Here is a 13,700-nt window from a genome sequence, read left to right on the forward strand (position 1 = left end):
ACGGGGTGCGACTATTTCTGGGGCGGTTTGTGAGACCGGAATACTAGCTTCCCACAGCGTGCGCCTTCACGGGGAACGGGGCGTCCGCCGGTCTCGCGATTGAGCTGGTCTTCGGCCAGGATCTGGGCCAGGGACAGCCTGTACACACTGACCCCGCCGGGAAGCTCCACGGGGCCCGCGGATCCCCTCCGCCGCAGGAGGGCTTCCGCTGCCAGGAGCCTCTGGTAGCTGGGCTGTTGACCCCCGACGGCGGCAGCCGCCTTGGCGATGACCCGGTACCTGATGGCGGGGGCAAGTTCCCGCAGCTCATCCTCCGGCAGGGCAACGTCCGCTCCGGAACGCTGAGCCAGCAGCTCATACGTGCTGTTTGCCACATCCTCCAGGTAGTCAGCGTCGAGCTGCAGTATAGAGGCGGTGCGGGCCAGCGATTCAGCCACTCCCGGGCCGAGTTTTTCCTCCAGCAGCGGCAGGACCTCAACGCGGGTCCGGGAGCGGGCGAAGGCTGGATCCCTGTTGCTGGGATCGTGCCAGGGTTCAAGGCCCTCCACTTCGCAGATTTCCAAAGTTTCGGCCCGACGCAGGCCAAGAAACGGCCGCAGCAGACGCCCCCGGACGGGGCGCATCCCTGCCAGGGATCGGGTACCTGATCCGCGTGCCAGGCCAAGCAGCACCTGCTCGGCCTGGTCATCCAGTGTGTGCCCCAGCAGGATGGCGGCAGCTCCGACGTCGTCCGCTACCGACTCGAGTGCGGCGTGCCGGGCATCGCGGGCGGCAGCTTCGGGGCCAACACCGGTTGTGGCCACGTCGACGGCCTGCACCACAACGGGAGAGAGGCCCAGTTCCTCCAGCATGGCCGCAGTTTTGGCAGCAACATCGGCCGAGCCTTGCTGCAGCTGATGGTCAACCACCACGGCGCCTACCGATACGCTGTGCCCGTCCACGTGTCCGCGGCGGGCAAAATACGCCGCAACGGCCGCCAGCGCCAGTGAATCGGGGCCACCGCTGCATGCCACGAGGACGTGTTCCGGGTAGCCCGCGGAGGCCAAGGCGTCTTGCAACATTTTCCGGGCGGTCCCCACGACGGGAGCAAGACGGCCGGGACGCCGTCGTCCGCCCTTTCCTGGCACAGCGCGCGCCACAGCGCCCGACCCGGCACCCGACGCAGCGCCCGGCTCACGGCCTTGCACGGTAATTTAGAGCCCCATTCGGTCGAGCCAGATCTTGGCATCGTGGATTTCGGGCTCTGTGGGGAGATTTTCGGCGGATTCCCAGACCCGGTTGAAGCCTTCCATCCCCGCCACATCAACAACAGCGCGGACGAACTTCGCTCCATCGGTGTACTGCCGCATCTTCGCGTCCAGGCCCAAAAGGTTGCGGATGAACTTTTCCACAATGCCCCGGTCCTTGCCGCGGTCGTTGAAACGCTGCCGGATGGTTTTCACGGACGGGACGATGCTGGCATCGACTGCGTCCATCACCACGTTGGCGTGCCCTTCGAGGAGGCTCATCACGGCCGTCAGGTGCGAGATGGCGGCCTTTTCCTCAGGATCCTGGAGCAGGTCCAGAATGACGCCGCGTCCGGGCGTATTCCCCGACGCCGACCTGTCCTTGAGCGAGCGAGCCGCAGCGGTGGCACGCTCCATGAGCGAATCAACATTCCCAAGGAGGTGCCCGCTGAGATCGTCGATCTGGGTGAGCATGTGGTGCCGCAGCCAAGGTGCAGCAGCAAACTGCACACGGTGCGTTTGCTCGTGCAGGCAGACCCACAGCCGGAAGTCCTCCGGCGTGACGTTGAGTTCCCGCTCTACAGCAATGATGTTGGGAGCAACCAGGAGCAGCCGTCCCCCAGCCGGGGCGTTGGAGTCCTCGGCCAGGGCTGAAAACGGATCGTACTGGCCAAGCACTTTGCTGGACAGGAAGGCCAGGATGGCGCCGAGCTGGCTGCCGGTAATGGCTCCGCTCACGGCTGCTGCCCCAGGGGTCAGCGTGCCCCGCCGGCTTTCAAGAAGCTTTTCGATCGCCGGTTTGAGCATCACCGCGAAACTCTGGGTGTTGGCCCTGGCCCAGGATGCCCTGTCCACCACCAGGACTGAGGAATCACGGAGGTCCCGGGCGGCTTCCAGACCTGTGATGTCGTGGACGTGGGGTACTGACACATCGGCCATGAACCGCAGGTTCTCCACGGCTGAGCCGATCTCTGATGACCCCAGTGAAGGGCCGGCCGGAGCAAGCCTGGCCGCTGTGGAAGCGGCAAGCTCCCAATTGATGAGCGCCTGGGCCGGAACTGTTGACTCGCCTGCTGAAGACTCCATAACGTCCATCACACCATAGCCCGCTGCTGTGCGTCCTTAAGTTCGCCCAACGGCGAACCCGCCAGTCTGATTAGTGTTCCAGTTTGAGGGCTTTCCGAAGACTGAGGGCTCCGCCGCCCTGCATCACGGCACGGCGGTACACTCTTTCGCCCAGGCGCAGCAACGCAACGGCCGTCACGAGAGCCAGCCCCAGGGCAAGGAAGGGTTCCCACGGCTCTACGGTGGAATTAAGCATGCGGATCGGCATGGCCACTGAGGACACAACCGGAACAAAGGACGCCAGCACCAGGATCTGCCCTTTGGCGAACATGCCCACGAACAGCGCAGCAAGTATTAGCGACATAACAGGAGCGGAACTGCCGCTGAGATCTTCCGGACGGCTGGCCAGGGAGCCAAGGACTGCCCACATCGCGGCGAGGATCAGGAAGCCGAACAGGAAGAAGACCAGGAACCAGCCCGACGACGGGATGACACTTCCGGCCAGTTCGGCAGTTCCTGTCAGGTTCAGGGCCAGCAAAGCTGTTCCCCCATAAAGCGCCAGCTGCACCATGGCCATCAGAGTATTTCCCAATACCTTGCCGTAAAGCAGGTGGCGGATGGGAATGGCGGTGGCCAGGATTTCGACCACGCGGTTCTGTTTTTCTTCCACCACCGAGTTGGCAATGGCCATTCCGAAGATGATGGCCGCGGTGTAGAACAGGAAACTAAAGATAAAACCGATGATGGAGGCCAGGATCTGCTTCTCCGCGTCCCCCTCCAAGAGGCTCGTGCGCAGTTCGGAGCCCTTCAGCAGTTGCTCGCTGGTGGTTCCGGCCGCAGCCGCGTTGGTGTCCAGCACGTAACCCCGGAGCGACTGTTCGAGGATCTGTAACAGCTCAGCGGGAACCTCATTCTTCCCCGTAACTGTCCACGCGCCCGCCGTCTCCTGCAGGAGCGCAACGTCTGCCTCTCCCCTGCGGACGAGGTCCAGTGCTGCCTCGTTGCTGTCGGTGGTTTCGGCAGCAAAGGAGACATTTCCGCCGTCGGCGCGCCCGGATTCGTCGGCGGCGGACACAATTGCCCGGCCCGGGTCGGCGGTAACGGCTACCGAGTAGCTCTCCCCGCGCGCAGACATAAAGGCGTTGAAGACCACCCCAGCCACAATCAGCAGGAGGGTGACGACGGTGTAGACGCGGAAACTCTTGTCCTTGGCCTTAACGGTGATCTCCCGCATGGACACTATGGCCCAGGGACGGAAGGGGCGATCAGAAGAGGACTCCCCCGGGGCAAAGCTGCCGGAAGCTTCCGATTGCGGTGTGGCCCTCTGGCCTGTAACGGTTCTGGTGCTGTTGGTGGTCATTTCACTACCTCCCGGTAGAGCTCGCTGAGACTGCGGCGGATCGGAGCGAATTCCTCAACTGTTCCCCTGGCCATGGCTTTGGCAAGGAGCCGCTGCGCAGTGGCAGCATCCTGGATTTCCAGCACGGCGTTACTGCCTTCGACGTCGATGACAGTCACCCCTGGCTCCTCCCTGATCCAGCCGGCGTCCGGTGCCGCGGTGAGGCGGTGCCGCTGGACTGCATTCGCACGTAGCTCGGTCCCGCTTCCGGCGGCAACGACTTCTCCCTTCTGCAGTACCACAAGGCTGTCGCACAGCCTGTCCACGAGGTCCAGCTGGTGACTCGAGAAAAGCACAGGGACGCCTTCGGCTGTGCGCTCCCGGAGCAGCTCCACCATGGCGTCCACGGCCAAGGGATCGAGTCCGGAAAAGGGTTCGTCCAGAATCAGGACGGTGGGCCGGTGCAGGAGCGAAGCGGCAATCTGGACACGCTGCTGGTTTCCCAGGGAAAGAGCCTCCAGCTTGTCCTTGCTGCGGTCCGCCAGTCCGAACCGTTCGAGGAGTTCCAGCGCCCCGACCCTCGCACTGCGAGCGCTCATCCGGTGGAGCTGGCCCAGGTAAACAAGCTGATCGATGATCGGTTGTTTGGGGTACAGTCCCCGTTCTTCAGGCATGTAGCCGAAGCTTGCACGCTGCAGCGCCGTCAGCGGTTCACCGTCCAAAAGTACCTCACCCCCATGGGCGGCGAGTACTCCCATGATCATCCTCATGGTGGTGGTTTTCCCGGCACCATTGGCCCCAACGAAGCCGGTCATATGCCCGGCCGGCACGACGAAGCTGACGTTGTTCACGGCCGTGTTTGTACCGAATCGCCGCGTGAGGTTCTTCACGTGCAGCATGCTTGTTGCTCCTTCGCCCCGCCCGGGGGATGCAGATCAGGTTGACCCCTCAAGTCTAGGAATCACCCGGTCAGCAAGGATCGGCCAAACGGCGGAACAACCTCCCTACTGACTGTCCCCCGGAAGGATGAGCCCGCACTCATAGGCGAACACCACCGCCTGCACGCGGTCCCGTACCTGGATTTTGGACAACAGGTTGGAGACGTGGGTTTTGACAGTCGCCTCTGAAAGAAACAATGCGGAAGCCAGCTCAGCGTTGCTCATGCCCTTGGCCATCCCTTGGAGTACCTCGCGTTCGCGGTTGGTCAGCAGCTCCAAGCGGGCGGTGCCTGCTCGTTCCCTCTCCGCCGTTCCGGTTCCGTCCGGAGAGCGGGTGGGCAATCCGCCGTGCTCGGGAGAATGTTCCCGGGCGAAACGCTGGATGACCCTGAGGGTTACTTCCGGGGCCAGCAACGCATATCCACCGGCAACCGTATGAATGGCCGCCACAACGTCGTCCGGGTCGGTGTTCTTGAGCAGGAAACCACTCGCACCGGCACTGAGTGCGTCGAAAAGGTAATCGTCCCGCTCAAAAGTGGTCAGGATAATGACTTTGCTTTCCTTGGAGCCTGGGCCGGCGTTCGCCGCCCTGATCCGTTCGGTAGCGCGAATCCCGTCCAGCACCGGCATCTGAACGTCCATGAGGATCACATCGACGTCGTTCTCGGCGGCGAAACGAATTGCTTCCTCACCGTTGGCCACCTGGCCGACTACCTCGATGTCCTCTTCTACGGACAGCATCGTGGCGAGTCCTTCGCGGAGGAGCGACTGATCGTCGGCCAGGAGGACACGTACAAGTTTCATCTGAATCTTTCGGTTGTGCTTGCTGGTCTGAAGGTAGGTCAGTTGAGGCTGAAGCGCGCACGGACCCGCCAGCCGGTCTCCGCCCGGGGACCGATCTCCGCCATGCCGCGGTGCAGCGCCACCCGTTCGCGTATTCCCTGCAGTCCGTATCCGGAACTGACCGGTGCTGCCCCCGGACGTGGACGGCCGTCGTCGAGCGTTTCCAGCTCCACCCAGCGCTGCCCGCCACTCCGCCCGGTTCTGAGGGTCATCTTCGCGGTACTGGAGGTCGAGTGCCGGCGTACGTTCGTCAGCGATTCCTGCGCAGTCCGGTAGATGGATAAGGCCAGCGGCGCCGGAATCGTTTCGAGGTCACCCGGTTGGTCCTCCACCTTGTTCAGGACCACGCTCAGTCCCAAGGCGCGGTTCTCCTCGGCCAGCGCTTCGATATCGCCCAGGCCAGGCTCCGGACCCCTGACCGCGGCACCATCCTGCTGATCGATGGCGATAACGGCAGTTTCAGTCCGCAGCACGCCCAGCAGGTTCCGCATGTCCGTAACGGCCTGGCGGCTGGTGCTTTCGATAACCCGCAACGGCTCTATGGCCGCTTCCGGCTTTTTGGTCAGAACGCGGCGGGCTGCGCCGGCATGGACGCCCACCACGGCGATGTGATGGGCGACGACGTCGTGCAGCTCACGGGCTATGCGCAGGCGCTCATCCACCACGGCACGCCGGGCCAACTCGGCAGCCTGATGGCGGATCTGTTCCGCCTGTTCCGCGAGTTGGGTCCGTTGCAGCGCTTTCCGCCAGGAGGTGAGCCCGGCGAGGATCGCTCCGCCGAAGTAAGCAAAGTTGATGATGAAGTGATAAATGGCTACCGAGGTGAGGGGTTCCAGCAGGCTCTGGGCGCCGTTCAATTCCTCGGTGGCGCGCGCAATCATTTCGTCGTAGGTGTTGGCAACCGTAAGGCCCAGGATCAGCCACAGCGTCATGGCAAGCACCACAACAGTGGTGCCGAGCCACAGCACCCGCCGGTTCCGTGCCCACGCCACTGCCGAGTACAGCGAAGCGAAATAGGCCACCTGAAAGGACATCTGGAGGGACAGGACCGGAATCCAAAGGCCCAGGCCAATGAAGGCTGCCGACATCACCAGCATCACGGCCACCGGATACTTTCTGCGGAGCACCAGCGGGCTGATCATCAGCGCCAGCACCAGGTGCTGCAGCCAGATGGGGTGGTCGTCTTCGGTCAGGGCGCCAAAGCCGCGGCTTAGTTCCATGGCCAGGGCGCTGATGACCAAAAAGACCACTACGCCCAGGGCATCCCGCCGGAGCTCATTGCCGCTTGGGCCTGGCCTCTCCCAGTTGGCTTCGTCAGCTGATCTGGCATCCCCAGGCGTCTGGTTGGTGCCGGTTCCAACCAGCTCACGGATTCGCTCGAACATTATGGTTTGGCGCTACCGGGTGCCTGTGACATGGTGCCCAGTCTAGCCAGACTCTTGCCTGCCCCCGGGCGCGCGGGTCAGCGGCAGCCGCAAGATGCCAGAACAGACGCGGAGCGGTCCAGCGCAACACGGTTTCCCGCCGCGCCGGGGGTCAGGTCGTTTCCGATGAAGGAAAACACCAACAGCCTGCCTTCGGCATCCACCACGTAGCCGCTGAGGGCGATGACGGAATTGAGTGTGCCGGTCTTGGCGCGCACCAGTCCTGCGCCGGACGCCGTGGAACCTTCCGTGTAGCGAGCCCCCAGGGTTCCGGTGAGGCCGGCCACGGGAAGCCCGTCCAAGGCCGCCCGAAGCCTCGGGTCCTCCCCCGATGTGATGGCGCGGACCACTTCGGACAGCTGCCGGGCGGATACCTGGTTCGCCAGAGTCAGCCCGGATACATCGGCCAGCTGCAGGCCGGCGGTGGTGATGCCCAGCCGGGTGAGTTGGTCAATAACGTTGGAGGTGGCGCCGTCGTTGCTTCCAGCCAGGCCAGAGGCGGCGGCCGCCATCCGCCCAAGGGCCTCGGCAAGATAGTTGTCTGAAGTTTCCAGCATGAGGTGCACTTGGTCCCGCACTGTGGCTGAACGTACCTCCGCCAGCACCTTGCCCTGGAGTCCCTGGCCCGGGGCCCGCTGTACTCCGGGCGCAACTGTAAACCCCGCAGCAGCACCGGCGGCAGTGAGCTGTGCCGAGAAAGCCTCGGCCGCAGCCAGGGCAGAGTCCTGGGGGCGCTGGCCTGTGGTCACGGCGGGGTCGAACCGTGCGGAATTCAGCGCCAGCGGGAACAACGGAGCCACCTCCCCCGCGGCGACGTCGTCAAGGCTCCAGGCGGGGTTCAGGGCAGGACCGGTAAAAAGGGAATCGTCCAACTGCACGGAGAGAGTCCCGGTAGCGCCGCTGGCCTTCAGTGCCTGAACTGTATGCTCGGCCAACGTCGCGAGCCCCGCGTATCCCAGGGCGCCCTTCCCGGAGGAAGCACCGGCTGCAAGCAGCACGTCTCCGCCGCCGGTAAGGACTACAGAACCAGGGGTAGGGCCTGTCACCGCTTTAGTGCTGAAGCGGTGGTCCGGGCCAAGCGACCTCAGTGCAGCCACCGCCGTCAGGAGTTTCACATTCGACGCCGGAACCCGGCTGTCAGCCCCGCCGCGGTCAAACAGCACCTGGCCCGTGGCCGCGTCCTGAACCACGCCGGTGAAGCTTCCCCCGCCGTCGGGCTTCAAAGTGGCGTTGAGTTGGGCAGCCAACGTATCCGGCCAGGGAACAGGCGCAGATCCTCTGAGGGGTTCGATCCCGTCCGGGTGGGAAAGGTCACGGGGGGCCTGCTGCCATGGTGGAATCGAGGGGCTCGGCTGCGCAGGATACAACCCTTGGCCCGTGAAGCCGGGGGCGATAGCCATACCGGCAGGTACCGCGAGGGCGGCAATGAGAAGGGAGAGCAACATCAGCGGGTAGTGCCGCCGGAGGACTTCAAGGACGTTACGGAGGGCCATTTTTACGCCTGACAGGCTGGTGATGTCTTTCATGCTGCAGCTGGTCCTTAAGTCCTGAATGTCCCCACTAGTTCAGAAAACCTGGGCCTCTCGCTATATCCTCAATAGTAGTCGGCGGCACGGACACTCCTTAGCAGAAGGTCACGAGTGCCGCGAACCCCCTGAAGTCGAGGAGCATTCCATGAAGCACGACGTGACCATCGAGATCCCCAAGGGATCACGCGTCAAGTACGAAGTCGACCACGAGACCGGCCGCGTCCGCCTGGACCGCGTCCTCTTCACGTCCATGCAGTACCCCACCCACTACGGCTTTTTCGAGAACACGCTCGGTGAAGACGGCGACCCGTTGGACGCACTGGTGCTCCTGCAGGATTTCGATCTCCACCCGGGCGTCATCGTCGAAGCCCGCCCCATTGGCGTCTTCAACATGACTGACGACGGCGGCGGAGACGCCAAGGTCCTATGCGTTCCGGCGGATCCCCGCTTCGACCACATCCAGGAAGTCACCGACGTAAGCGAGTTCCTGATCAAGGAAATCGAGCACTTCTTCACCCGTTACAAGGACCTGGAGCCCGGCAAATGGGTCAAGGCCGAAGGCTGGGCGGACCGCGCCGCAGCGGAAGCCGAACTCGAGGCCTCCATCAAGCGCTACGTTCCGGCTGCAGGCCATTGATCCCCACCGTCTCCCTGACCTCGCCTCGCTCGGCGAGGAAACCCTGACGGTGCGGGCCCCCCTTGTGATTTGCGCCGACGGCGGTGGTGCGGTTTGTTACGAACCGCACCACCGCCGTCGCACGTTAAGGACAGCTAAGCGAGTGACCAGTTGCGGATTTCCTCCGGGTCCTCTCCCTGCGTCCGCGTGTGGTTCAGTGCTTTAATCCGGCGGTCCTGAAGGGACTGGCGTAACACCGAGTGTTTTTCCGCGAGTCCGGGAACCCTGTCGATGGCATCGATTGCGAGCTGAAAGCGGTCGATGCCGTTTAGCATGGCCATGTCGAAGGGCGTGGTGGTGGTGCCCTCTTCCTTGTAGCCACGAACATGCAGCCCCTCCTGGTTGCTCCTCCGGTAGGTCAGCCGATGGATCAGCGACGGGTATCCGTGGTAGGCGAAAATAATGGGCTTGTCCGCCGTGAAAATGCCATCGAAGTCCCTGGTTGTCAGTCCATGCGGGTGCTCACCCGAATCCTGGAGGCGCATCAGGTCCACCACATTGACCACCCGTACTTTCAGCCCGGGAGCCCCCGATTTTAGGAGCTCCGCCGCTGCCACCGTTTCCACCGTAGGAACGTCACCGGCACAGGCAAGTACGACGTCGGGTTCCTCGCCGGGGACTTCCGAGCCGGCAAATGCCCAGATCCCCAGGCCCCGCTGGCAATGGTGCGCTGCTTCCTCCGGCCCAAGCCAGGTTGGAGAGGGTTGCTTTCCACTGACCACAATGTTCACGTAGTCCCTGGATCTCAAGCAATGTTCCATCACGGAAAGCAGGGTGTTTGCGTCCGGCGGCAGGTACACCCGGATGACCTCGGCCTTCTTGTTCACCGCGTGGTCAATGAAGCCGGGGTCCTGATGTGAGAAGCCGTTGTGGTCCTGCTGCCAGACGTGGGAGGACAGCAGGTAGTTCAGCGATGCCACCGGCTGGCGCCAAGGAAGGGCACGGTGGACCTTGAGCCACTTCGCATGCTGGTTGAACATGGAATCCACAATGTGGATGAAGGCCTCATAGCAGCTGAAAACCCCGTGGCGCCCGGTCAGGAGGTATCCCTCCAGCCATCCCTGGCACAGATGTTCGCTGAGGACTTCCATAACGCGTCCCGCCCTGGCGAGGTGTTCATCCAGGGCGTCAATCCTGTACTGCCATACCTTGTCCGTGGCCTCGTAGACGTTCTGCAGCCGGTTTGAGGCAGTTTCGTCAGGGCCGAACAACCGGAACGTCTCCGGGTTCCCCGCAATGACGTCCCGCAGCCAGGAGCCCAGGGTGATCATGGGGCTCACCCGCTCCAACCCCGGCCTGGCGACCTCCACGGCATGGCGGTCATAGTTCGGGAGCTTCAGGTCCCGCAGCAGCACGCCGCCATTCGCATGCGGCGTCGCGCTCATCCGCAACTCACCTTCGGGGGCATTGGCGGCGACGTCGGCGCGGAGGCGGCCGGCGTCGTTGAACAGTTCTTCCGGCCGGTAGGACTCCAACCACTCCTGCAGCTGCGCCAGATGCCCGGGGTCGGTGCGTACCTTGTCCAGGGGAACCTGGTGGCTTCGCCAGGTCCCCTCCACCTGTTTTCCATCGACAATGCGGGGACCGGTCCAGCCCTTCGGCGAGCGCAGCACGATCATGGGCCACTGCGGGGCAGCATCGTCCTGTGAGCCCTGCCCGCCCCGGCGCTCCTCCTGAATAGTGCGGATCTCCGCCAGGCACTCGTCCAGGACCCTGGCGAAGTCCCTGTGCGCCTGAACCGTGTTGTCCGGGTGGTCCACCGTGACAAAGTACGGCTTGTGACCGTAGCCCCTCAGTAACTGTTCCAACTGCGCCTCGGGCATCCTTGCCAGCACAGTGGGGTTGGCGATTTTGTAGCCGTTCAGGTGCAGGATGGGCAGGACTGCACCATCAGCTACCGGGTCCAGGAAGTTGTGGGAGTGCCAGCTTGCGGCGAGCGGCCCGGTTTCGGCCTCGCCATCGCCAATCACGACGGCGGTGATGAGCTTTGGGTTATCAAATACCGATCCGTAGGCGTGCGCGAGCGAATACCCCAGCTCGCCGCCTTCGCTGATAGAGCCTGGCGTCTCCGGGGCGGCATGGCTTGGGATTCCACCGGGGTAGGAAAACTGCCTGAAAAGTTCGGCCAGCCCCTGTTCGTCCTCGGCTACGTTGCTGTAAATCTCCGAGTACGTCCCCTCCAGCCAGGCATTGGCCACCACCGCCGGTCCGCCGTGGCCCGGCCCTGCGACGAACAGCATCTCCTGCCGGTCCCGGCGGATGACCCTGTTGAGGTGGGCGTACACGAAGTTGAGTCCCGGCGTGGTACCCCAATGGCCCAGAAGCCTGGACTTGGTATCTTCGGCGTCCAGGGGCTTCCGGATCAGGGGGTTGGAACGAAGGTAGATCTGGCCCACCGAGAGATAATTGGCTGCGCGCCACCAACGGTCCACCAGGTCCAGAGCGTCCTGGTTTGCGGCATGCCCGCTGAGGGGGCTTTCATCAGCTTGTGCCGGGTTTTGGTTCGGAACGCCCGCTTCACTTTCTCTGTTCAGGCCCAAGTCGCTGGTCATCGCATCCTCCGGGTTGGTCGCTGCCGCCCATGACGGCTGTCCTCCCCCATCGCAACATCTTCCTGTCGAAGACACAACCAAATTGGTGACGGGTGGCCCCCGAATCCGCTTCCTATCCCGGTGCCGCACCTTCGTGACGAACAATAAGGCAAAGGATTACTGCGTCGTGCCGCTGCCCCTGAGGACCTAGAGCTCTGGCACCTCGGCTCTCGCCCATTCCCCTATCACAAACTTCTGCGGACCGAGCCTTGACAGGTCTCTCAAGGCATCCGTACAGTCTGGGGACCACGATGTGTGAACGCTAACAATAGCTCATTGTTTCGAACGAAGGAGTTCTTCTGGCGCGCCCTGATCGTGTGGGGACGGCCTTCCCAGCCATCGCTCTCCACGCTGCTCCCCCGTAGTCAACCACTTGTATCCGCAGCCGCCTGCATTGGGGTGGCCACAGAGAGGCATCCATTGTCCCCCAAAACAACGCACCTGTCCCGTCGCTCTTTCACCCTTCTGGCCGGTGCTGCGGCGGTAGTGCTGCCGGCAGCGCTAAACTCGTCCGTTCCCGCGGCAGCTGCTGTAGGCGACGCCTTTGTCATGGGCTATTTCACGGAATCGCCGCAGGGCCTGGGCAATGACTACGGACTGCACCTGGCGGTCAGTTCTGATGGCTTGGAGTGGCAGCCCCTCAATCAGAATGCTGCGGTGGTCTATCCAACTGATGGCACCCGCGGTTTGCGGGATCCGTTCATTTTTCGCAAGCAGGACGGCACCTTCGTTGTGCTCGCTACCGACCTGAACGGGCTTGATTTCACCCAACAGAACCAGTTCGTCCACATCTGGGATTCTGCCGATCTCCGCAGCTTCACGGGATACCGCCGTGTGAGAATGCACAGCCTCCCCACGCATTCCTGGGCTCCCGAAGCGTTTTGGGATCCAGCTCGCGGACAGTACGGCCTGGTCTACTCGGCATACGACGGGACACAGGACGTGATTCTCGTCAACTACACCACGGATTTCCGTACGTTCTCTTCCCAACAGAAGTGGTTCGACGGCGGCGTCCCTGTCATCGATGCCACCTTGCACATGGACGGCTCCACCCCTTACCTCTACTACAAGCGGGACAACAAGCTCTACGGCGCTAAAGGAACTCTCGCTCCGCGCGGTTTTGAAGGTGGGACCTACACAAGAGGCTACGCAGGTCCCGGACTCACGGAAGCTCCTATCATCGTTCGCTCTGTCACAAGCCGTACCTGGTACCTGTGGGGCGACGTGTACACACCGGTCAACGGAACGTTCATGGTGTGGTCGTCCCCTGACATCGCGCAGGACCTGTGGACACCTCTTTCCCGCCGGCTGTACACGCAGCCGATCAATTCCAAGCACGCCACCATCCAGCCCATCTCGGCCACCGAATACACGAACCTCGTCGCAGCCTGGGGCCTTCCGCGGTGGAACCGCATAAAGTCGTACAACTTCCCTGACCGGTTCATCCGCCACCGTGATTCAGTGGCACGCATCGACGCCTACCCTCTGGACCCGTTCACCGACTCCCAGTTTGCCCTCATTCCAGGGCTGGCGGACAGTTCCGCCATATCCTTCCGCTCCGTCACAGATGCCGGCCTGTTTCTTCGCCACTCCGGATTTGGGCTGGTTCTGGCCCGCAACGACGGATCCTCACTGTTCGCCCGCGATGCCACCTTCACCAAACGGGCAGGGCTGGCAGATCCATCCTGGACCACCTTCGGATCCCTCAACTTTCCGGACCGTGTCATCCGGCACCGGAACTTCCAGCTGTACGTCGAGCCGGTTTCGGCGTCGTCATCCGTTGCAGAGCGCGAAGACGCGACTTTCCGCATAACTTCCTGATCACCACGAAAACGAGATCAAAGGAGTTCTCCATGCTAAGAGCCCGCCATCTTGCGCTATACGCGCTCGCGGCGCGCTCGGGGCGGCCGACGCGTCCTTCACCGTCGTCTAGAAAGCGCGCGGATCCGCCGTCGTCTTGTCCGCCCGTAATGGGTGGGGACGGCGGCGGTTCCGTGTGCCCTGGCCGGTGTACCCACGAGGCTGACATGCGGGAACACTGAATCCAGCCACCTGGAGGCCGGGTCCAA

At 63.1% G+C, this 13,700-nt stretch carries 10 protein-coding genes; 2 read left to right on the plus strand and 8 right to left on the minus strand.

Features of this window, described 5'->3' with window-relative positions; all coding sequences use genetic code 11:
- Positions 1-11: 11 nt before the first annotated feature.
- From tilS to dacB, 7 genes are all read right to left on the minus strand, one after another.
- Entirely contained in the window at positions 12-1,061 is a 1,050-nt protein-coding gene (gene tilS / locus M1E02_RS20120; RefSeq protein ID WP_479375935.1) for a tRNA lysidine(34) synthetase TilS, read from the minus strand.
- 132 nt (positions 1,062-1,193) lie between these two features.
- The gene (locus M1E02_RS20125) at positions 1,194-2,312 is read right to left on the minus strand and encodes a zinc-dependent metalloprotease (RefSeq protein ID WP_479375936.1); all 1,119 of its coding nucleotides are present in this window, start codon (positions 2,310-2,312) and stop codon (positions 1,194-1,196) included.
- Between the two features lie 70 nt (positions 2,313-2,382).
- Positions 2,383-3,651, minus strand: a complete 1,269-nt coding sequence (locus M1E02_RS20130) for an ABC transporter permease (protein ID WP_479375937.1) — start codon at positions 3,649-3,651, stop codon at positions 2,383-2,385.
- A complete protein-coding gene (locus M1E02_RS20135) occupies positions 3,648-4,529 on the minus strand; it encodes an ABC transporter ATP-binding protein (protein WP_479375938.1) in 882 nt (293 codons plus the stop codon). Before M1E02_RS20135 ends, M1E02_RS20130 begins: the two co-directional genes overlap by 4 nt.
- Before the next feature lie 105 nt (positions 4,530-4,634).
- Entirely contained in the window at positions 4,635-5,372 is a 738-nt protein-coding gene (locus tag M1E02_RS20140) for a response regulator (protein WP_479375939.1), read from the minus strand.
- Between the two features lie 38 nt (positions 5,373-5,410).
- Positions 5,411-6,796 carry a sensor histidine kinase gene (locus tag M1E02_RS20145; protein ID WP_479375940.1) on the minus strand — a complete coding sequence of 462 codons (1,386 nt, stop codon included), beginning with the start codon at positions 6,794-6,796 and terminating at the stop codon, positions 5,411-5,413.
- Between the two features lie 77 nt (positions 6,797-6,873).
- Positions 6,874-8,361 (minus strand): D-alanyl-D-alanine carboxypeptidase/D-alanyl-D-alanine endopeptidase, encoded by a 1,488-nt coding sequence (gene dacB / locus M1E02_RS20150; protein WP_479375941.1) that lies wholly within the window; start codon positions 8,359-8,361, stop codon positions 6,874-6,876.
- Between the two features lie 148 nt (positions 8,362-8,509).
- Here dacB and M1E02_RS20155 point away from each other — a divergent pair, with 148 nt between their 5' ends.
- Positions 8,510-9,001 carry an inorganic diphosphatase gene (locus M1E02_RS20155; RefSeq protein WP_247041291.1) on the plus strand — a complete coding sequence of 164 codons (492 nt, stop codon included), beginning with the start codon at positions 8,510-8,512 and terminating at the stop codon, positions 8,999-9,001.
- A 134-nt stretch (positions 9,002-9,135) separates the two neighbouring features.
- Here the strand turns inward: M1E02_RS20155 and M1E02_RS20160 are convergent, their stop codons facing one another.
- On the minus strand, positions 9,136-11,592 hold the full coding sequence (locus tag M1E02_RS20160; protein ID WP_479375942.1) for a phosphoketolase family protein: 2,457 nt from the start codon (positions 11,590-11,592) through the stop codon (positions 9,136-9,138).
- Positions 11,593-12,051: 459 nt separating this feature from the next.
- Between M1E02_RS20160 and M1E02_RS20165 the strand changes: the two genes are divergently transcribed.
- Positions 12,052-13,452 (plus strand): AbfB domain-containing protein, encoded by a 1,401-nt coding sequence (locus M1E02_RS20165; RefSeq protein ID WP_479375943.1) that lies wholly within the window; start codon positions 12,052-12,054, stop codon positions 13,450-13,452.
- The last annotated feature ends 248 nt before the right edge of the window (positions 13,453-13,700 follow it).

It is taken from the genome of Arthrobacter sp. Z5-13 (genome assembly GCF_056499105.1).

What these genes read in the sequence shown, in the direction of transcription:
- tilS (WP_479375935.1), bottom strand. Translation starts at nt 1,061, where the DNA reads ATGTTGCAAGACGCCTTGGCCTCCGCGGGCTACCCGGAACACGTCCTC.
- M1E02_RS20125 (WP_479375936.1), bottom strand. Translation starts at nt 2,312, where the DNA reads ATGGAGTCTTCAGCAGGCGAGTCAACAGTTCCGGCCCAGGCGCTCATC.
- M1E02_RS20130 (WP_479375937.1), bottom strand. Translation starts at nt 3,651, where the DNA reads ATGACCACCAACAGCACCAGAACCGTTACAGGCCAGAGGGCCACACCG.
- M1E02_RS20135 (WP_479375938.1), bottom strand. Translation starts at nt 4,529, where the DNA reads ATGCTGCACGTGAAGAACCTCACGCGGCGATTCGGTACAAACACGGCC.
- M1E02_RS20140 (WP_479375939.1), bottom strand. Translation starts at nt 5,372, where the DNA reads ATGAAACTTGTACGTGTCCTCCTGGCCGACGATCAGTCGCTCCTCCGC.
- M1E02_RS20145 (WP_479375940.1), bottom strand. Translation starts at nt 6,796, where the DNA reads ATGTTCGAGCGAATCCGTGAGCTGGTTGGAACCGGCACCAACCAGACG.
- dacB (WP_479375941.1), bottom strand. Translation starts at nt 8,361, where the DNA reads ATGAAAGACATCACCAGCCTGTCAGGCGTAAAAATGGCCCTCCGTAAC.
- M1E02_RS20155 (WP_247041291.1), top strand. Translation starts at nt 8,510, where the DNA reads ATGAAGCACGACGTGACCATCGAGATCCCCAAGGGATCACGCGTCAAG.
- M1E02_RS20160 (WP_479375942.1), bottom strand. Translation starts at nt 11,592, where the DNA reads ATGACCAGCGACTTGGGCCTGAACAGAGAAAGTGAAGCGGGCGTTCCG.